The 19,319-nt window shown below is 33.9% G+C and carries 19 protein-coding genes; 2 read left to right on the top strand and 17 right to left on the bottom strand.

What is annotated here, in order from left to right; genetic code table 11:
• Position 1: 1 nt before the first annotated feature.
• The 3 genes from B0A65_RS02295 to B0A65_RS02285 are packed head-to-tail and all read right to left on the bottom strand — an operon-like array spanning position 2 to position 4,293.
• Positions 2–2,407, bottom strand: a complete 2,406-nt coding sequence (locus B0A65_RS02295) for a M28 family peptidase (RefSeq protein ID WP_074660226.1) — start codon at positions 2,405–2,407, stop codon at positions 2–4.
• A gap of 12 nt (positions 2,408–2,419) precedes the next feature.
• Positions 2,420–2,767, bottom strand: coding sequence for a hypothetical protein (locus B0A65_RS02290; protein WP_026984200.1), 348 nt, complete (start codon positions 2,765–2,767; stop codon positions 2,420–2,422).
• Complete coding sequence (locus tag B0A65_RS02285) at positions 2,764–4,293, bottom strand: bifunctional GNAT family N-acetyltransferase/carbon-nitrogen hydrolase family protein (RefSeq protein WP_074660227.1); 1,530 nt, start codon at positions 4,291–4,293, stop codon at positions 2,764–2,766. Before B0A65_RS02285 ends, B0A65_RS02290 begins: the two co-directional genes overlap by 4 nt.
• Positions 4,294–4,466: 173 nt before the next feature.
• Between B0A65_RS02285 and B0A65_RS02280 the strand changes: the two genes are divergently transcribed.
• The gene (locus B0A65_RS02280; protein ID WP_074660228.1) at positions 4,467–4,799 is read left to right on the top strand and encodes a single-stranded DNA-binding protein; all 333 of its coding nucleotides are present in this window, start codon (positions 4,467–4,469) and stop codon (positions 4,797–4,799) included.
• Between the two features lie 61 nt (positions 4,800–4,860).
• Here the strand turns inward: B0A65_RS02280 and B0A65_RS02275 are convergent, their stop codons facing one another.
• From B0A65_RS02275 to metG, 10 genes are all read right to left on the bottom strand, one after another.
• Entirely contained in the window at positions 4,861–5,553 is a 693-nt protein-coding gene (locus B0A65_RS02275) for a DUF2461 domain-containing protein (protein ID WP_074660229.1), read from the bottom strand.
• Between the two features lie 88 nt (positions 5,554–5,641).
• Positions 5,642–5,827: a hypothetical protein gene (locus B0A65_RS02270; RefSeq protein WP_056188713.1), complete on the bottom strand. Its 186-nt coding sequence runs from the start codon at positions 5,825–5,827 to the stop codon at positions 5,642–5,644.
• A gap of 81 nt (positions 5,828–5,908) precedes the next feature.
• Positions 5,909–6,427, bottom strand: coding sequence for a ferritin (locus B0A65_RS02265; protein WP_056188711.1), 519 nt, complete (start codon positions 6,425–6,427; stop codon positions 5,909–5,911).
• 94 nt (positions 6,428–6,521) lie between these two features.
• Complete coding sequence (locus B0A65_RS02260; protein WP_074660230.1) at positions 6,522–8,015, bottom strand: hypothetical protein; 1,494 nt, start codon at positions 8,013–8,015, stop codon at positions 6,522–6,524.
• A 149-nt stretch (positions 8,016–8,164) separates the two neighbouring features.
• A complete protein-coding gene (locus tag B0A65_RS02255; RefSeq protein ID WP_074660231.1) occupies positions 8,165–9,298 on the bottom strand; it encodes an OmpA family protein in 1,134 nt (377 codons plus the stop codon).
• Positions 9,299–9,404: 106 nt separating this feature from the next.
• Positions 9,405–10,034, bottom strand: a complete 630-nt coding sequence (locus B0A65_RS02250; RefSeq protein WP_074660232.1) for a chloramphenicol acetyltransferase — start codon at positions 10,032–10,034, stop codon at positions 9,405–9,407.
• Complete coding sequence (locus B0A65_RS02245; protein WP_074660307.1) at positions 10,034–10,741, bottom strand: HAD family hydrolase; 708 nt, start codon at positions 10,739–10,741, stop codon at positions 10,034–10,036. The genes B0A65_RS02250 and B0A65_RS02245 overlap by 1 nt, the downstream gene beginning before the upstream one ends.
• A gap of 412 nt (positions 10,742–11,153) precedes the next feature.
• Positions 11,154–12,041, bottom strand: coding sequence for a DMT family transporter (locus tag B0A65_RS02240; protein ID WP_074660233.1), 888 nt, complete (start codon positions 12,039–12,041; stop codon positions 11,154–11,156).
• A gap of 98 nt (positions 12,042–12,139) precedes the next feature.
• Complete coding sequence (locus B0A65_RS02235; RefSeq protein WP_074660234.1) at positions 12,140–13,582, bottom strand: hypothetical protein; 1,443 nt, start codon at positions 13,580–13,582, stop codon at positions 12,140–12,142.
• Between the two features lie 140 nt (positions 13,583–13,722).
• A complete protein-coding gene (gene metG / locus B0A65_RS02230) occupies positions 13,723–15,858 on the bottom strand; it encodes a methionine--tRNA ligase (protein ID WP_074660235.1) in 2,136 nt (711 codons plus the stop codon).
• Between the two features lie 344 nt (positions 15,859–16,202).
• On the opposite strand from metG, the gene B0A65_RS02225 reads away from it, so the two are divergent.
• Positions 16,203–16,430, top strand: a complete 228-nt coding sequence (locus tag B0A65_RS02225) for a CDGSH iron-sulfur domain-containing protein (RefSeq protein WP_026984188.1) — start codon at positions 16,203–16,205, stop codon at positions 16,428–16,430.
• A gap of 49 nt (positions 16,431–16,479) precedes the next feature.
• On the opposite strand, the gene B0A65_RS02220 is transcribed toward B0A65_RS02225, so the two are convergent.
• The 4 genes from B0A65_RS02220 to B0A65_RS02205 form a co-directional block, all read right to left on the bottom strand.
• Complete coding sequence (locus B0A65_RS02220; RefSeq protein WP_074660236.1) at positions 16,480–17,223, bottom strand: hypothetical protein; 744 nt, start codon at positions 17,221–17,223, stop codon at positions 16,480–16,482.
• 25 nt (positions 17,224–17,248) lie between these two features.
• Entirely contained in the window at positions 17,249–18,151 is a 903-nt protein-coding gene (locus tag B0A65_RS02215; RefSeq protein WP_074660237.1) for a PhzF family phenazine biosynthesis protein, read from the bottom strand.
• An 86-nt stretch (positions 18,152–18,237) separates the two neighbouring features.
• Positions 18,238–18,795, bottom strand: coding sequence for a YdeI/OmpD-associated family protein (locus B0A65_RS02210; RefSeq protein ID WP_074660238.1), 558 nt, complete (start codon positions 18,793–18,795; stop codon positions 18,238–18,240).
• Positions 18,796–18,797: 2 nt separating this feature from the next.
• Positions 18,798–19,313: a hypothetical protein gene (locus tag B0A65_RS02205; RefSeq protein ID WP_074660239.1), complete on the bottom strand. Its 516-nt coding sequence runs from the start codon at positions 19,311–19,313 to the stop codon at positions 18,798–18,800.
• Between the last annotated feature and the right edge of the window lie 6 nt (positions 19,314–19,319).

Below are 19,319 nucleotides of genomic sequence, written 5' to 3'. Positions count from 1 at the left end.
TTTATAAACTATTGTTTGGTTGTGGTTTAACGACTGGTACCACACTGTCTTTGATAACAGCTAAACTATCTTTGACAGGTGCAGCTTCGATTACTGGTAACGGAGCGGTATACCTTTTGATTTTTTGCTGAATTAAAACGGCATCATTCAAAACAAAAGGCGTCGGCATCATCCAGTCTGCTCTTGGTTTAACCTGAAATAACGGATTGGTCATCAAATCAAAAGAACTCTCAATTAAGTCCATATCAAAAATGGATGATTTATTGATGTAGAATTCCATTACAAGAGGTTCATTACCTACAACATAATAGCATAAAATCTTCATTCCGTCTCTTTCCAGTCGATTTCCTTTTTGGTCTGAAGTTGAAACCCCATTGGCCTTAAAATTATAGAAAGTCATTTTAGGATGAGCGAAAATATCATAACGATTTACCTTTCGGTTTGGTGTAATTTGAATTTTCATATAACGATTGTTACCCACAACACTGTCTTTCAGGAAAGAGATTGTTGGTTTAGGAATATCAACAACCGGTGCGATGGCGCTGTACGTAAAACCTGAACCGTATTTACTGGCAAGAGGCAACGCGTTTAAGCCAACAGCTTTTTGATTTTTTTCTCCTAAATATGTTTTAGTCCAATCGTCAAGATTTACATCATAAGTTGTCCATACGGCCGAATTTGTATTGGCATTGTAAACATATAAAAGACTATTAGATTTTGCTTCTCCGTGTTCATAGCCGGAATGATAACCTGCGTAAACAAAAAATCCAATCGAGACAAGAAAAAAGAAGACAGTCCAGGCTCCTTTTCTAATGAAAGCTCCGAAAATTGGAAGTAATAATCCAAAAAGTAAAACAGTAAGTATTGCACTTCCAAATAGAATTTTTAAACCCAGACCAATTGGAAACATGACAATAAATGGAGCAACAATTACAAGTGCCGGAAGTGTAAATATCAGATTTAAACCTAAACTGTAATGTTGTGTAATCACAAAAATTCCAAATAAAAAGATTCCGAAATAAACGGGAATAATAAGGAAACCAGCACCTGTTAAGCTATTTGCCAAAAATAGATTGATGATAATCCATAGCAATAAAGGCGCTACAAAATGATTCATCGTTGTTTTTGTTTCTGAAAAGTGGTGGTAAAAAGCAAAGCAAATAGCAATGCTTAAAGTAACAAATGCTCCTATGTAAGCATGTCCGTTGTAGGTAAAGCCATTTAGTAAATCTGAGTATTGGGGATAGACCTGCAAAAGAATTTTCCATCCCAAAAATGTTACTAAACCAGCGATTATCATCGAGCCTAATAAAGGTACGAAGCCTTTAAAAATTTCTCTGAATGTGATCAATCGTTTTGCTTTTCCTATAAAAATGAAGATAATTAACAAGCCCAAAGCGATTATTGTCATCGGGAAAACCCAGGCAAACGGATAGCTTATAAACGAAAACGGAATGCTAAAGTAAACGTCATCTTCTGTAGAATTTGTTGCATTTAAGTCGATGTTTGAAAAATATTTTAATAAAGGCATCAGATACGTTCCCTGATGTGCCAATGTCATTTTGTTTAAATGCTGAACGTCATCTTGTTGGGTGTGATAGTTGTAATGCCCATCGATAAAAGCAAAATTAAATCCCTGAATATTTCCCTGTTGTCTAAAAACAGTTAAATCCGTATCGTTTGGAAGCATTTTGTAAATGCTGTACATCAATGAATTCGAAACCGGATATTTCGCTTTTGCGTTTGAAAATTCTTTTACAAGTGCTTCATTTCCTTTGTTGGTTTCCATTAACATATAACTTGGTCCTGAAGAACCTCTGGCTTCAAAATTAATAACCAAGCCTACGTCTTTTGCCCACGGATGTTTGTTTACAAATAAAGCGGCACCATTCAATCCTAATTCTTCAGCATCAGAAAAAAGAATTATTATATCGTTTTTTTGTGGATTTTTAGAGTACATAAAAGCACGAATGCCTTCAAGAATGGTCGCTACGCCCGACGCATCATCACTTGCTCCTTTTGAAAAGGAGTGCGGTGCACTGTCATAATGAGATAGTAATAAAAGTGCTTTGGAGTTATTGGTTCCCTTAATGCGGGCCAGAATGTTTTTAGATTTTACCAGAAGCCCCTTATCGTTTAGTGTAAATCCTTCCTGAACAGATGTCTCTAAACCAATCCGGTTCAATTCAAGTTTTAGGTAGTTTGCTACTAACTCGTGATTAGTTGATCCCACATAATGGGGTTTTTGAGCAATAATTTCGACTTGGTTTAATGCCCTTTCGGTCGAGAATTCAGCAAGAGCTTCCTCTTCTTTCGAAATCCATTGAGGCATCATGGTAGCATAAATAATACCAAGAATTGCTAAAATGCAGACTACGGCAAGAATTGAGGTGGGTTTTTTTTTCATGATGAATACGTACTAAATTTCTTTTTTAACAAGCATAAAATAATCATTGTCCAAAGATCGATATCCCTGGTCATACAGGAAATAGTAGGTATTGCCTGTTTTGGTGTGCAAGATATTGGTAAAGAAATCAAAATCAAAACCTTTATTGATCATTTTGTCTCTTGTTGCTTTTGATTTTCCTTCCGTGTTTAACTCCGCCAAAATACGGTAATTTTTTCGTAATTTGTTATTTACATTTCGCATGAAATTAGTACTGTCCTTATTTATTTTGTTGTTGAAGGCATTGCGGCAGCTATCTGAACAAAACTTTTTGTCTTCGCGGCCTACAATTTTTTCGGAGCACTCGAGGCAGGTTTTCATTGTTCGATTTTTTTAATTTCATATAAATCATGTCGTCTGTCTTTTAATATTCTGACACTTCCATGTTCATGTAGTTGTTTTAATAGGTTTAAATCAACATCTACAATAAGTGTCATTTCAGTATTTGGAGTGGCTTCGGCTTTTATTCCATTACTCGGAAAAGCAAAATCAGACGGTGTAAACACTGAAGCCTGTGCATATTGAATATCCATATTATTTACTTTTGGGAGGTTTCCAACACAACCTGCAATCGCAACATAACACTCGTTTTCTATGGCACGAGCCTGTGAACAGTGTTTTACACGAGTATAGGCATTTTGAGTATCGGTTAAAAACGGTACAAAAAGAATATTCATGCCTTCATTGGCCATAATTCTGGAAAGTTCCGGAAATTCAACATCGTAACAAATCAGGATTCCAATTTTACCGCAATCGGTATCAAAGGTTTTAAATTGTGATCCGCCTTTCATTCCCCAATGTTGCACTTCGTTTGGCGTAACGTGAATTTTAGTATACATTTCTGAGGTTCCATCCCGTTTACATAAAAAGCCAACATTATAAAGATCATTGTTGTCTAAATAGGGCATACTTCCGGTAATGATATTGATGTTGTATGAAATAGCAAATTCCTGGAAGCGTTTTCTGATAGGATCAGAATATCTCGCAAGTTCCCGAATTGCTTCAGCCTCTGATAGATGATTGTAATCTGCCATTAAAGGTGCTATGAAGAGCTCTGGAAATAAGGCAAAATCGGCACCATAACCAGAAACTACATCTATAAAAAATTCTGCTTGCTCAAAAAATTCTTCAACATTATTCAATTGACGCATTTGCCACTGAATTAATCCTAATCTGATTACACTTTTTTCCAGATTTATTAGTTTCGGACTTTCATCATAATAGACATTATTCCATTCTAGCAGAACTGCAAATTCTTTTGATTCTTCGTCGCCTTCGAGATAATTTTTGATGATTCGTAAAACATGAAAATCATTGCTCAACTGAAAAGAAAGTACAGGATCGTGCAATTCTTTGTGTTTGACTTTGTCAATATAGTTTTTGGGAGTGAGTTTCTTGGAATGTTGTGCATAATTTGGAATTCTGCCGGCAAAAACAATAGCCTTTAAGTTTAGCTGCTCACAAAGTTCTTTACGGGCATCGTATAAACGACGTCCCAATCGCAAGCCACGATAATGCGGATGAATGAAAACATCAATTCCATATAAGATATCGCCATTTGGATTATGGGTTGAAAAACTATAGTCTCCAATGATTTGTTTGTAATTATGTCTTTTGTCAACTAGTTTTTCATCAACAATTAAGGATAGCGCAGATCCTACAACAATTCCGTCTACTAATATAACCAATTGACCTTCCGGAAATATAGAAAGTAATCTTTTAATATCTGCTGATTCCCAGTATGAATTCGCCATTTCCGGATACGCTTCAACCATGGAATTTTTCAATTGTTTGTAATCGTCTAATTCTAAATTTCGTAATTCAACTTTATTAATTTTTGCCTGCATATCGTAAGATTTATCTCAAATATACAAAATTTCCATTTACAAACGTTTACAAATAGTTACAACCGAAAGTAAATAGTTGCTAACCGACTAATTTTTGAAAGCTGCCACATCTTTGCATCGTTGAATTTGACAAGCGAATTCAATTTTATAAGAACATTTAAATAATATACGCCATGAACGCAATGAAAAACAGAGTACAATTAATTGGGAACGTAGGAAACGACCCGGAAATTAAAACATTAGAAAACGGAAAAAAATTAGCGCATTTAACTATTGCCACAAACGATCGTTACACCAATGACAAAGGTGAAAAAGTGGAGCAAACGGAATGGCATCGTGTTACAGCATGGGGCAAAACGGCAGAAATTATCGAAAAATATGTTGTGAAAGGGAAGGAAGTCGCCATTGACGGAAAACTCACCCATAGAAGTTACGATGACAAAAACGGTGAAAAGAAATATATAACCGAAGTTGTTGTAAATGAAATAGTATTGTTAAGCAAGTAAAAATTGCTATGAGGAGTAAACCCGACAGGTTTTTTAAACTTGTCGGGTTTTGCATGTATAATTATAAAACAGAAGCTCCATTTAGGTCTGTAGTTAATATTTCGCTCATATAATCAAAAAAAGGTCGCATGTTTTTGAAGGTTTCCAAAGCCTGTTCCAGAAAAAGTGGACTTAAAACTTCATCGTCAGTAAAACGCTTCATTACTAAAAACTGTCTATAACGAAGTAAACCTATAGCTTCATGATTGATATCAAAGCCTTTTGGCGCTGTTTTAAGTTGCTCGCCTTGTAAAGTTCCAAAGTTGCTTTTGAAAGTTTTTGAGTTTATTATTTTTTTCATGGATTCAGGATCATGAGCAAATTCGCTTCTTATGCGTTTTAAATCTGTGGCATTTGGTCCCCAAAATCCACCGGCAAGAAAGCTGTTTCCTTTTTCCAGGTGAAAGTAATAACCACCGCGTCTCGCTGCTGTTGCTCGTGTATAACTACCACCCCAAAAAGTTTTAAAAGGAGTTTTGTCTTTCGCGAAACGAATATCGCGATAAATTCGGTAAACGCTTTTTTTGCCGGAAGTCGTTTCCAAAACATCAGTTTTAGAAAGTTCCTGAAGCAATGCACCTGCAAAATTTTCAATATGATTTAATTCGTTTAAGTAAGTTGGTTTATTGGCCTCAAACCACGGTTTGTTATTATTTGTTTTCAGCTTTACCAAGAAATCAAGACTTGATTTAGGTATCGTAAATTGGTTTTCCATAAATTAAACTTTGAGACTTTCTATAATCAAAAGAGGTCTGCAATTTAAACAAAAAACCCACCAGATTGGTGGGTTTTGAATATATTGTTTAAGCAGTTTTTTTGAATAAATCAAACATAGGACAACGCGAGCAGCGTTTCTTTTCGCTCTTTTTGTATTTTTCACAACAAGAAGATTTACAGTTTTCTAACTTCTTAATGTTTTCAAGGATAACTTTATTCTTCTTTTTCTTTTTATCCTTTTTTTTGTCCTTGTCTTTTTCTTTCTTGCTCAATTTTCCTCTGTATTATAAAAACAGAGGCAAATATAAAAGAAATATGTTATTTTTAAGTATTCTAAATAAACTTTAACTTTTTTATTTTGGATTGATAGCGATTGAGCTGGTAACGGTTAACTGTTGAATATCACGATCAAACAAGTAAAGTCCGCCTTTATCATCCCCAATTAAGTTGATTTTATCTAAGATTGATTTAGCAGTAGCCTCTTCCTCGATTTGTTCAGATACATACCATTGTAAGAAATTATGTGTTGCATAATCTTTTTCTTCAAAAGTGATGTGCACCAATTCATTAATAGATTCTGAAACAAAAATTTCATGGCTATAAAGCGCTTCAAACATTTCTTTAAAGGTAGTATAAGATGTTTTTGGTGCTTTTAGATCAGTAATTGTTGCATGTCCGCCACGCTCGTTAACATATTTAACCAGTTTTAGCATGTGCGCGCGCTCTTCGTCTGACTGTGTGTACATAAATTGAGCGATTCCCTCTAATCCGTGTACTTCAGCCCAACAAGCCATAGAAAGGTAGGTTTGCGAAGATTCTGCCTCTATGCGTATTTGCTTGTTCAACGCTGATTCAATATTTTTCTTTAGCATAATAAGTGTCTTTTTTGTAAAGTTAAAAAAAATAATCCATTTTAGTTTTTGGAAACCGTGATACCGAAGACATTTGGATTAATTCTCAATAAATTTAAGATCTTTTATGAAAAGGTTTTTTGAAAGACGAAGGAGTATTTAGCTGGTCTAGAAATGGGTCATCTGCGTTAAATCCGTCTTTGAATTTGCGCATTATGAATTGTTTTGAAGCAGTATCGTAATAGTTTAAAATATAAAAATCTTTGTATTTTAAAATATTGTCTAATGCAATCTGCTTATTAAGACTCATAAAATAGTAGATATTGTCAATGGCCAATGGCTCGAGTTGCTCTTGTTTTACAATTGCAAAATCAGGATTCCATACACTTTCAAAATACACCGATTCTGTATGGATATAACCTGAAGAATAATTTGGGGGATAATACGATGAGCCATTATCATAAAATCCAAAATCTTCAAAAGGATAGTAGGAGGAAATAAAGATACTGCCTTGTCTTGCCATGTTAGGAGTTCCTCCCAATGTAATTAAAGTGTTTTCTTTGTTTTTAAAGACAGATAAGCCAATATCAAGATAAGATAAATTGTTAAGGAATTTTTTTGTCGTTTTTAACGCTTTAGCTTTTTCACCTTCTCGCTGAATTAATAAGGGAGATGTTTTAAAATCGATTGTATCATTTTTTGTAATGTGAAAACTCTTCAACGTTTTATCGGAGTTGTAATCCTTTATGTCAAGGAAGAATTCTTCATCACTGGCGATTGTTTGATACAATTTATTATCCTGAAAAAAGGAATTACTTCTTTTTTTGGGTTTTAGAATGAGCGATTGAGTAAAGTCTTTTTCTTTAATTTCTTCCGTTTCAAGATTGATATCAAATACCTGCGTTTTTTTTGGATTGTGATCAAGAGTTAAAACAAAACGGTTGGGAAAGATGTATAATTTACTTTTTGCAGTAGTTTTAAATAAAGGATTATATTCATCTGTTCCAATTTGTTCAATCGGATTTTGCTGAATAACATAATTGAAAGTGACGAATTTTGTGTTGCTATTCTGAAATTTGAATGCAGAAAAATCGAATATTTTTTGCTCGACAGTGCCATTTCCAAAAGTATAAAGAATAAGTGTTTGCTCTTCTAAATCTTTAACAAGGAGATTATATGAATTTTCTAGCTGAAATTGTGTTATAATAGATTGTTTTTCAGAAGTAAATACAAAGTTTAAATTTTTAGAAGTTTTATTTCCAAAAAAATATTTAGTAGCTATAATAGTTCCGTAATTTTTTGTTGACCAATAGAGTGTGGGTAATCCGTCTGCACTAAAGCTATATCCAACCAGAGACTTATCATCAACGTCTTTTAGAGGCCCTTTATATTGATCTGTAAGGAATAGAGAACTATTGTATTTTAAAATAGATATGTTCTCACTATCTGCAGCAAAGACAAAAACTTCGTGAGTTTGTTTGTTTTCGGCAGTTAAAATCTGTTCCGCTCCGTAAGATTTTTTTAAATCTAACGGATAGGAATTCAATATTGTTTGACTGAACAATAATGAGTTAGAGGACAGAAGAAATAAAAATATAATTTTTTTCACATTATTTTAGCCACAAACATCATTCCACTTTTGTTTGTGGAAATTTTTGAATAATGAAAAGTACAAATTATTTTCTATCAATTTTACATCTACAAAAAGAACAAAATAAAAAAGCCCTAAATTTCTTTAGAGCTTAATTAAAAATGAGCTTATTTTACTTTGAAGGTAACTCTTCTGGCTAGTCTTCTGGCTTCAGCGGAGTCTTTTTGAATAGAGGTGTCAGCTCCTTCAGAAATAACATTTAATCGCGAAGATGAGATACCAGCTTTCTCCAGAATAGTTTTAATGTTATTTGCTCTTGCATTTGATAGTTTATCATTGTATTCTGAGCTTCCAACCTGATCAGCATGCCCAACAATGTCAAGAGAAGCTGAAGGATTTTTTCTTAAATATGCTAAAATAACATCAATTGCAGCTGTTGAATTTTCGATTGGAGTTGATTTATTGAAATCAAAATAAACACTATAGTATTTGTCGTTGATCATTTCTTTAACGACATCTTTGTCATTCACTACTGTATTCGTAACTGGTTTTTCAATTACTACTTGCTTTTCAGGTATTTTGTTTACTAAAGCTTCAAGATTCGCAACTTTGTTTTCTAATGCGGCAACATCAGCATTTTCAGAGATTACAGTCCAGTCAGCATGTTTAGAATTTTTACCTAAATAAATATTTAAACCGGCAGTTCCGGTAAATAATAATCCACTGAATCCTCTCGAATTTGTAGCGGCACCACCATCAAAGGTATGATCCTGATAGGCATTAAAAATAGAACTTACATCACCGGTTAAGGCAAATCTGTCTGTTAATCTGATTTGTCCTGTAAGCCCAGCGATTAAATTACCTACATTATCTTTTACATGTAAATCTTTATTTTCTAAACGTCCTACTCCAAAACCTGCGTGTCCCAGTAAACCAAAAGTGTTTGTCCAGGTTTCAAAATTCATTATTCTTCCCAGATTAGCGACTCCTTGAAGATCAATTCTGTAGTATTTTGAATCAAAATCAATTGAACTATTATTTTGGCCCGTAAAAGTATTATATCCAACATCCGCTTTTAAACCGAATTTGTTGTTCATCATATATCTTACACCCAGATCAACAGTAAAAGGATTGATTCTTGAAGTGTAAAAGCCAGAAGTTAATGGACGCTGAGGTTTGTTAAAACCACCATCTAATTCTACAGACCACTTATTGTAACTAGTTGTAGGGTTGTTTTCTGTTTGTGCTTTTGCATGCATTAAACTTAATGCAAACGCCAGAGTAATTACAATTTTTTTCATTGTATTTGAGATTTTAAATTTTTCCCAAACCAACAATTATTTGTAAGAATTACTTTCCGACAGAAGTCACAATCATAATAAAATAAGATTTATTTGAAGATAAAATTTAAGAGTTCATCAACTCCTGAAAGGTAGCAACGAATTGCCCAACATGTAAACCATCCATCAAGCCATGATGTACATGTACCGACATGGCAATACTTCTTTTTCCGGATTCAGAAGTCATCATTTTCCCGAAAGAAATTTTAGGGCAGCTATCCGGGAAAGTATAACTTCTGGCATGAGAAAGCGATGTAAAATTAAGCCACGGAATAGCCGAAAAATGGATCACATTGTCATCATCAAAAGATCTGGTAAAAAGTCCGGTTGTATTTTGAATTCGTTCGATTTCTGCCAAAGCAGTCTGTTCAAAAATTCTAATATCAGCATTATATTCAATTAAAGAAAACCCAAAAGTACCATCTTCGCGACCAATTGTTGCCGAAGCATCGATACGATCGTTAATGTAGATTTCGCCTTTTGAAATTCGATATTTAAAATTCTCGATCGCATTTACGGCAACTAAGGTTTTGTGCAAATAATAAATGAAAAAAGAAGTTTTGAGACTTTTTGCCATTTGATAGGCTTTGGTACAATCGATTTCAACGGTTGCGCCAAAAAAAGGCTCTTCCATTCGGCTAAAATGGGCAAAGTGCTCTTTTCTATTCCAGTTTTCTAAGTCTAAAAGTGTTTTCATTATAATAAATTAGGAAGCACTTCAGAAATTTTTTCGAAAGAGCTGAAATGAGTGTGCTCTACTTTATGGTTGATTTTTTCGTGTTCCCAAGTGGTATGAAACGGAATATGAACGGCATAACCGCCAATTTCCAAAACGGGCAAAACATCAGATTTTAAAGAATTTCCAATCATCAAAAATTCATTTGAACGAATATCTAAACGACCCAGCAATTTTTCATAATCAATCGTTTGTTTGTCTGACATTACTTCGATATGGTGAAAATAGTGCCCTAAACCAGAACGGTGCAATTTACTATGCTGGTCTTTCAAATCGCCTTTTGTGGCCACAACCAATTTGTACTTTCCTTGTAAAGCCTGCAATGTTTCTTCGATTCCGTCTAGAAGCTCAATAGGCTTTTCAAGTAATTCTTTTCCGTATTGAATGATTTTTTCAATAACCTCAATCGGAATGGTATTGTTCGAAATGTTCATGGCCGCTTCGATCATCGACAAAATATAGCCTTTGATTCCGTAACCGTACAAAGGTAAATTGGCAATTTCAATTTTGAATAATTCCTGTGAAATGCCCTGATGCGAAAGATAATCTTCCATCAAAGCACAGAATTTATGTTCTGTTTCCTGAAAATAAGGTTCGTTTACGAACAAAGTGTCATCAGCATCAAATGCTATTACTTTTAAATTCGGTATTTTGCTTTTATGTAACATAGAATTTTGTTTCAAGTTTATTTTTGTTTCAGGTTTCAGGTTTTTCCGCCACGAATTCACGAATTTTCTTTATTTTTTTTGCCACAGATTAAAAGAGTAAATAGATTTAAAAAAATATCTGCACTGATTTGCTTAAATCTGTAAAATCTGCGTGAATTTTTTTTGCCACAAATTGCACAAATTTTCGCTAATTTTTTTGCCACTCCTGATCGCATCAGTGACTGAAGTTTTTTTAACCACAAATTGCACAAATTTTCGCGAATTTGCCACAGATTAAAATGATTTTAAAGATTTCTTTAAAATCTGCGTCGGTGCGCTTAAATCATAAAAGTCTGCGTGAAACTTTTTTCGGCACTAATTAAAAAAAATCTGTATATATCCGACTAGATCCGTGTCATCCGTGTGCCATTTATCAATCCTTAGAAAAAAGTCTTTTTAGCGAAATAGTCTTATCGTAAAAAGTAATTCTAATTCCGAGAAGTAAAATGATGCCACCAAAAACCATCTGTAAAGTTATTTGTTCTTCTAAAAACAACCAAGCTAATATTGATGTTATTACCGCCTGACTTAGTAAACTCAGCGAAACTCTTGTGGCGCGCATGTGTTGTGTTGCATAACTAATCGATAGCCAGGCGCACAATTGGCAAATTACAGCCTGTAAGACCAGAACAAACCAACCGGTATTGGAGAATCCGGTAAAAGGCTGATCCAGCGCATAACATAGAATTCCCAAATAAACACTTGAAGCCAATAAACTGATCGTCATAAAGGACAAAACATCAACTTCTGACAATACATTTTTGCTGATCAAAAGATAAATCGAATACAGAATTCCGGATAAAACGGCAAATAGAAAAGCCTGATTGAAATCCAATTCCATAAAGAAACTAAAGCCAACCAAAGTCACCATTCCGAATAACGAAACTACAGTTCCAATCCAGAAATTGGTTGCCGGTCTAATTTTCAAAAAGAAAAAAGAACCAATTCCGACCCAAAGTGGCGATAAATTCGTCAACAAAGAAGCCTGAGTCGCGCTTGAATCCTGAATGGCAATATTCCAAACCGCAACATCCGAAGAAAATAAAACACCGCAAAGCACTGCCAAAAGCAAGAACTTGGTCTTAGGAAGCTGAAAACTCTTCGTTATAATTACATAAGGTAAAAGCAGAAGAACAGCAAAAAACATACGGTAAAAAGCCGAGATTAATCCTGGTGCTAATTTGAGTTTAATCAATATCGGGAAAATTGAAATACAAAGTATCCCGCAAATTAAGGCTAATCTTGGTTTGGTAAGTTTCATTATTTACGTGTTTTCGTGCCTGATCGTTTACAATTTACTGAATCTAAAGCAATTTTTAAAGAAAAAAAATCCCGGGTTTTAAGTCGGGAAGTGATTTTTTAGTCAGCAAATTTTCTGATGACATATTCTTTGGCTTTATTGTCGTAATAACCCACATAATAGTTATTAGTCATTTTGAATAATGTCTGTGAAGAGACATCCGTATTTTTATCGAAGAAGTTTCTAATTTTGTCAAATGCCAGCGGTTGTAAGTTTTCTGTTAGGTGGTTATCATTTTTGTCAAATAAACCATCAATCTTGACTACTTTTCTTCGTTCATATGAATTAAAGCTTTCTAATGTTGGATTGTAAACTATTGATGAAACTATAGATCCAACAGCACCAAAATTACCTAAAACAGCCTGGCCTAATGTAGCCCTAACCTCTGAAACACTTCCTAATGAAATAAGAGTTTTATCGCCTATATGGTAACAGCTAAGACCTGAGTTCATATTATTTAATTTTCTGATGAACTGCGAGCTGTTTTCCAGCACTCTTTTTGAACCTCCAAAATCACCGCCTTCCTGACTGATCTCCGAATTTTTAAATTCAATTGGTTTTGCCGCAGTGGCTGTATAAGCTTTTAAAATGGTATCATTTAAATCTTTTACATTGAAATACAAATGGTCAGATGAAGTCTTGATTTGGTATAATTTTTTATCGAAATAAAATGAATTTGAATTCAGCTCACTGCGATATTCTGACTGAATGATTGGGTGTTTTAGTAATTTTTCAGTAGCGGTAAAGCTTTTAAGATCCAAAATAATGGCTTGTGTGTAATCGATATTAGAATCTATTGTAACAACTATTTCATTTCCATCGAAATAACATTTCCTTTTATATGCCGCATCAGTTATAGATGTTGGATTTTCAGGAGTAATGTATTTAAGTGAAAAAGGATACTCAAACGGCAATAAATTTTCTTCTAGAACACCATATAAATCAGTTCTTTTATATACGCTATTGTAAAAATGAAAATCTTTTAATACGATTGAATTTTCAGTATGTTTACCGTCTTTATCAAAAATATGTAGTTTAAAAGTACTACTTCGTTTAATAACTGTAAGAAGATAAAAGGTGTTTTCATTACTGAATTTTTGCAACACTTTTTCGTCCTTTAAAGATAAAACATATTCCTGAGTGATAATTTTACGGCTATCAAAATCATAAAGTTGAGAAAAAATCTCTTTATAATCATCTGAAGACCAATACAGTCTTACATTTGCATTTGCACTGTTGTAGCCTACCATTCCAACATAGGTTTTTAAGTTTGGCCTTGGTGCCGAAATACTGTCAGTAATCTGCATTTGTTCGTTTAAACGAATTGCTTTTACCTTTTCTTTATCACTAATAAATAATGTTGTTTCCTTTTTTTCATTATTTACAATCTGAAAAATGTCTCTGTTTTTTTTAAGTTTTACAGGTGTAGAGTTTACAACTTCTTGTGAAAAAGAGATTAAACTGCTTAATAATAAGGAATAGAAAAATATTTTTTTTACCATTGCTGTAATTTGTCTTTGTTTTTTGGCGAATATCTAAATTATTTCTGAATATAGCTGTTAATTTTTTTTTGGAAAATCAAAAAGCGTGAATCAATTAATCTCTTAATCGATTCACGCCATTTTATAGGTAGTATAAAACGTTAGTTTACCGTTTCTCCATTTGGAGCGTCAGCATCCGGATTGATAAAAACCAATTTTCCTTCAGCATTTGTCGTCATCAAAATCATTCCCTGACTTTCGACACCACGTAATGCTCTTGGCGCTAAATTGGCTAATACAGAAACACGTTTTCCGATAATTTCTTCCGGAGAAAAGCTTTCTGCAATTCCTGAAACGATCGTACGAACGTCAATTCCGGTATCCACTTTAAGAACTAAAAGTTTATTTGCTTTTGGCATTTTTTCTGCTTCCAGAATGGTTCCAACACGAATGTCCATTTTGGCGAAATCCTCAAACTGAATCAAATCTTTTTGTGGTTCCGGTTGTTTGCTTTCTGCAAGATTAGCTGTTTTTGTAGCTTCCAATTTATCTATTTGTTTTTGTATTTCTTCGTCTTCTATTTTAGCAAAAAGCAATTCAGCTTCGCCAATTTTATGCCCTGCCGGAATTAAATCTGAATTTTCAGCAATATCATTCCAACCTAAAACTTTATCTATAATGATGTCTTTTGCATCACGGTTCTTCTCTTTAAGAAATTTGCTAAATCCTTCAAAATGCTCTTTAAGATCACTTAAATTAAGGATTTTAGAAAGTTTCGCTGATGTAAAAGGTAAAAAAGGCTCAGCTAAAACGCTCAAGGCAGTAGCAATTTGCAAAGCCACATACATTTGCGTTTTTACACGCTCCGGATTGTCTTTCATCACTTTCCAAGGCTCTTCGTCAGCAAGGTATTTATTTCCTAAACGGGCAACATTCATCAATTCGCCTAAAGCTTCACGAAATCTGTAACGCTCTACTGAACTCGAAATCACAGCCGGATACGCTTTTAATTCGGCTAAAGTTTGTTCGTCAACTTCTGAAAATTCATTTGGCGTCGGAATAACTCCTTCGTAATATTTGTTGGTTAAAACCACCACACGATTAATGAAATTCCCGAAAATAGCAACTAATTCGTTGTTATTTCTTGCCTGGAAATCTTTCCAGGTAAAATCGTTATCCTTAGTTTCTGGAGCATTTGAAGTTAATGCATAACGCAAAACGTCTTGTTTCTCCGGAAATTCTTCTAAATATTCGTGCAGCCAAACCGCCCAGTTTTTAGAAGTCGAAAGTTTGTTTCCTTCCAAATTCAAAAACTCATTTGCCGGAACGTTGTCTGGTAAAATATAGCTTCCTTCGGCTTTTAACATTGCAGGGAAAATGATACAGTGAAAAACAATATTATCTTTCCCAATAAAGTGAACTAATTTCGTTTCTTCATCTTTCCAGTATGGTTCCCAGTCTTTTCCTTCACGCGCTGCCCATTCTTTCGTAGACGAAATATATCCGATAGGCGCATCAAACCAAACGTATAATTTTTTTCCTTCGGCACCTTCAACCGGAACATCAATTCCCCAATCCAGATCACGTGTTACCGCACGAGGTTCTAATCCACCATCAACCCACGATTTAACTTGTCCGTAAACATTCGGTTTCCAGTCGTTTTTATGTCCAACCAAAATCCATTCTGTCAAGAAATCAGTGTATCTGTCTAGAGGTAAAAACCAGTGTTTTGTTTCTTTTAAAATTGGAGTTTCTCCGGTAATTGTCGATTTCGGATTAATCAAATCGGTAGCATTCAAAGTCGATCCGCAATTTTCACATTGATCGCCGTATGCTCCGTCATTGCCACATTTTGGGCATGTTCCAACCACAAAACGATCTGCTAGAAACTGATCTGCTTTTGCATCATACAATTGCTCTGTTGTTTCTTCAATAAAATCACCGTTATCATACAAAGTCCTGAAGAATTCCTGTGCCGTATCATGATGAATCTTAGCCGAAGTACGAGAATAATTATCAAATGAAATTCCGAAATCAGCAAATGATTTTCTTATAATTCCGTCGTATTTATCAATAACTTCTTGTGGTGTAATTCCTTCTTTTTTTGCTTTCATCGAAATTGCAACGCCATGTTCATCACTTCCGCAAATGAATGCAACGTCTTTTCCTTGCAAACGTAAATATCTCGAATAAATATCTGCAGGCACGTAAACCCCCGCCAAATGCCCAATATGAATAGGTCCGTTGGTGTAAGGCAAGGCTGCCGTAATAGTATATCTCTTTGGATTCTGTATCATAACTCAATTTTATTGAGTGCAAAAATAAGCAATAGAATTGAGAATTTGTTATTTCGCGGAGATTCACAAAGAAAAAGCGCCAAGATTCGCGGAGAGTTTTAAGAAAAAGCCAATTAATCGCGCAAAGACGCAAAGGCGCAAAGAAAAATAAAACTTTGCGTCTTTGCGTCTTTGCGCGATTTTTTAATGAAATCAAATAAAAAGCTTAGCGTATCTCTGCGAAAACCTTCGTGTATCTCTGTGAAACAACTCCCTAAAATAGAACCAGTTTAAACTAGCATCATAGGCGAAATCTTCAAAATATATTTTGCAACCTTTGCCCTGAAAAAAACAAAGACAATTTTATGAGCAAGACAAAACTTATCATCAATAAAAACGGATCAATCAAAATCGAAGGTGATTTTGAAATCATGGATTCAGAAGGAACAGTTTACGGACTACAAGGAAGATCTGCACTAGGACTTTGCCGTTGCGGATTATCTGCAAACAAACCTTTTTGCGATGGTGGACACAGAAATAACTTCGAACACGATTCTGTTGCGTTTGATTTACCACCAATGAAAACGAATTAATTTTCTGGTTGAGATATAAAAAAAGCTGCATTATTTAATGCAGCTTTTTTTATATCTCTTTTAATTTTGGTTTCACTTTATTAAAAAATGACTGATAAATATTGTTGTGTTCAGCATTTGTAATTCTTGAAAAGCCGCAATTATCAAAACATATTCTTAGATAGTTGATAAAGGTAGTATTGTGTTCTTCATTTAAAAATTTTGCATCAATACTTGGTTTTGATGTGATTTGTATCGAATAGGACTGGCCTCCACTAATATTGTCTTTGTGTAGATAATCTGCTGAAAGATCTAATGAAACAAAACCCTCATCTTCAAAATATTGTTCAAAATCTTCTAATGCATATTCGTTTGTAGCCATTGTAACTAGTTCGTCGAGACTGATAATTTGGATTGGATCTGCACATTCCCAAATGAAATTTTCATTAGTCTCATAATCCCAACCAAAATTACAAGCACCAACGATTTTATAAAACATCTTTAAAGATATTGGCACAAATCCGAAAGGTTTAATAGATTCGTCAAGTTGTTGTAAAAGAGAATCTGTATTCGAGAAAGGTTTAATCAAGGGACGTTCAAAATTGAATTGAAAGTTGGTTTTAAAAAGATAATTGATGTCTAGTAACTCTTTGTAAATAACATCTAAATTATAAGAAACTCTTTCAAAAGTCTCCGTCATGACTTTTTCTATATCAACAATATTATCTGGTAAAAATGCATCTTCACCTAATTTATAAATGTCATCGTAAACCTTTTTAGTTTCGCCATTTAAGTATCTATCATAAAACGTCATAAAACTATTATGTAGTTTGAAAATATTATAAATAAAGTTCCCCTTTCATCGTAATAATCGACGAACCACCAACCAAAATATCTTCTTCACGATTCATAACTTCAATCATGGAAGCCTGTTTTAGTTTGACACCTTGCAGAATTTTATATTCTTTCTCTGATTTGGTGAATTTCTTTTGCGTTAAAAAGCCAATTAGTGGTCCTGCAGCCGTTCCTGTAGCAGGATCTTCATATATTCCGATTATGGGATTGAAGAATCTTGTTTCTACTATGTGTTCCTGATTTTCATCAGCAAGGGTGAAACAATAAAAACCTTCGAATTTATATTCTTTTGAGATTTCGATTAAGAGTTGGTTGTCCGGTACAATACTATTGAGTACCTGACTGTTTTTTATTGGAACCATCGTATGGGCAACTTCTGTTTTGACAATTGTCGGAACAAAGGCATTTACATCTAAATCCTCTATTTTTAAACCCAATGCTACAGCAATTCTATAAGTTGGAATTTCTTGTTTAATGACAGCCGATTTTTGATGCATTTGCACAACCGGATATTGTGTAACCGGGTCAAAACTTACCGTTAAAGGAATGGCAGAATGTTTCATGATTACAAAACGCTCACTTTCATTTTGTTCCTCAAAAATGGGTATTTTTTTTAGCAAAGCGCCACAAACAGCACCGAGTAAATTATGACCCGCGCCATCAATTTCAAAACCTGTTGGTGTAAAAGAACGAACGTTAAGTGCTTTTTGTTTTGTGGAATAATAGACAAATGATGTCTCAGAATAGCCAAATTCTTTTGAGATATTTTGATAGGTTTCTAATTCTAAATCACCATTTGTAAAAACAACCGACAACGGGTTTCCTTTATAACTTTTATTCGAGAATACATCTAAAACGTAGTATTGTAAAGTAGTTCTGCTTTCCATTGTTTATTTTTTTGATGAATGAAATTATAGATAGAGGATAAAGTTACTATTTGTCGTTCAATCAAAATGATAAACATTTGTTATTTTTACAACATTCGTTTCTGCTCTCCGCTAAATTTTATTGCTTTCTCCAATCTTGAAAGTCTGGTTTTTTCTTGTTTGGCGCTCATAATTACGTGAATTATTACTTTTTTGTACGATGGCGCCTGATTATTGAAATATTCCCAAGCTATTTTATTGGCTTTAAATTGCTTTTCGAACTCCGGGTCGAGAACATACGCTTCATTTTCATGAGAGTAAATTTTAGATCTTTCGTCAGATTTTAATTCGAAAGCTTTTAATCCGGCTTCTTTCATCAATCCGGCTTTTGTGAGAACTTCGACTTTTTTAATATTGATAACACTCCAGATACTAGATTTTTTTCTCGGTGTAAATCTAATTGTATAACTTTCTTGGTCAATTGACTTACGAACGCCATCAATCCAGCCAAAACAAAGCGCCTGATCTACAGATTCTGACCAGGTCATACATGGTTTTTTGGTACTCACTCTATAGAAACCAACGATAAGTTCGGTTTCAGTTTGGTGATGCTTTTCTAACCATGCTCTGAATTTTTCCTGTGTTGCGAAGAAGGTTGGGTTCATTTTTATTTATTTTTTAAAGAAGGAGGCAATGGTGGGCGATCAAAAATAGGTGCTTGATCACCAAAATAAATAGGCTTTATAGTTTTAATAAATGTAAGCTCTTTTTGAAATTCTCTTAAAAAATGATCGCAATCATAGAGTTTATCGGGTGCTGTACCACCATAAATGAATATTAATTTTTTTTTATTATTGTTTAAAATTTCAAACTGTAAGCTTCCTCCATCAGCAATGTTTTCTTGTTGATAATAAGTAGAAAACTGATTAAAATTTAAACTCTTAAAAAATTTCTCAAGCCTGGTTTTTTGATGTTTATTTAGTACTGCATAAAAGTTTTCTTTGGGTTCAGGAAATCTTTTTTGAAAATAAACTGTATCACTTTTTGTAAACTTAATTGAATTGTCTTGACGCAGTCCAGAACCAGACAAAATGAAACTATCAAACGGAAATTCGTTCACTTCTTCTTTTTTACATCCGAAGAAAATAAATACGATTGTAACTAATAAAACTCCTTTTCTCATCATTTA

The organism is Flavobacterium frigidimaris, from assembly GCF_002217275.1.
Classification (GTDB): Bacteria; Bacteroidota; Bacteroidia; order Flavobacteriales; family Flavobacteriaceae; genus Flavobacterium; species Flavobacterium aquidurense.
Note: the sequence above shows the minus strand (reverse complement) of the source record. Positions and strands in the feature narration are given on the sequence as shown.

Bases quoted from the DNA above. Each gene is read 5' to 3' on its own strand.
- B0A65_RS02295 (WP_074660226.1), bottom strand. From the start codon at position 2,407: ATGAAAAAAAAACCCACCTCAATTCTTGCCGTAGTCTGCATTTTAGCA.
- B0A65_RS02290 (WP_026984200.1), bottom strand. From the start codon at position 2,767: ATGAAAACCTGCCTCGAGTGCTCCGAAAAAATTGTAGGCCGCGAAGAC.
- B0A65_RS02285 (WP_074660227.1), bottom strand. From the start codon at position 4,293: ATGCAGGCAAAAATTAATAAAGTTGAATTACGAAATTTAGAATTAGAC.
- B0A65_RS02280 (WP_074660228.1), top strand. From the start codon at position 4,467: ATGAACGCAATGAAAAACAGAGTACAATTAATTGGGAACGTAGGAAAC.
- B0A65_RS02275 (WP_074660229.1), bottom strand. From the start codon at position 5,553: ATGGAAAACCAATTTACGATACCTAAATCAAGTCTTGATTTCTTGGTA.
- B0A65_RS02265 (WP_056188711.1), bottom strand. From the start codon at position 6,427: ATGCTAAAGAAAAATATTGAATCAGCGTTGAACAAGCAAATACGCATA.
- B0A65_RS02255 (WP_074660231.1), bottom strand. From the start codon at position 9,298: ATGAAAAAAATTGTAATTACTCTGGCGTTTGCATTAAGTTTAATGCAT.
- B0A65_RS02250 (WP_074660232.1), bottom strand. From the start codon at position 10,034: ATGAAAACACTTTTAGACTTAGAAAACTGGAATAGAAAAGAGCACTTT.
- B0A65_RS02245 (WP_074660307.1), bottom strand. From the start codon at position 10,741: ATGTTACATAAAAGCAAAATACCGAATTTAAAAGTAATAGCATTTGAT.
- B0A65_RS02240 (WP_074660233.1), bottom strand. From the start codon at position 12,041: ATGAAACTTACCAAACCAAGATTAGCCTTAATTTGCGGGATACTTTGT.
- B0A65_RS02235 (WP_074660234.1), bottom strand. From the start codon at position 13,582: ATGGTAAAAAAAATATTTTTCTATTCCTTATTATTAAGCAGTTTAATC.
- metG (WP_074660235.1), bottom strand. From the start codon at position 15,858: ATGATACAGAATCCAAAGAGATATACTATTACGGCAGCCTTGCCTTAC.
- B0A65_RS02225 (WP_026984188.1), top strand. From the start codon at position 16,203: ATGAGCAAGACAAAACTTATCATCAATAAAAACGGATCAATCAAAATC.
- B0A65_RS02220 (WP_074660236.1), bottom strand. From the start codon at position 17,223: ATGACGTTTTATGATAGATACTTAAATGGCGAAACTAAAAAGGTTTAC.
- B0A65_RS02215 (WP_074660237.1), bottom strand. From the start codon at position 18,151: ATGGAAAGCAGAACTACTTTACAATACTACGTTTTAGATGTATTCTCG.
- B0A65_RS02210 (WP_074660238.1), bottom strand. From the start codon at position 18,795: ATGAACCCAACCTTCTTCGCAACACAGGAAAAATTCAGAGCATGGTTA.
- B0A65_RS02205 (WP_074660239.1), bottom strand. From the start codon at position 19,313: ATGAGAAAAGGAGTTTTATTAGTTACAATCGTATTTATTTTCTTCGGA.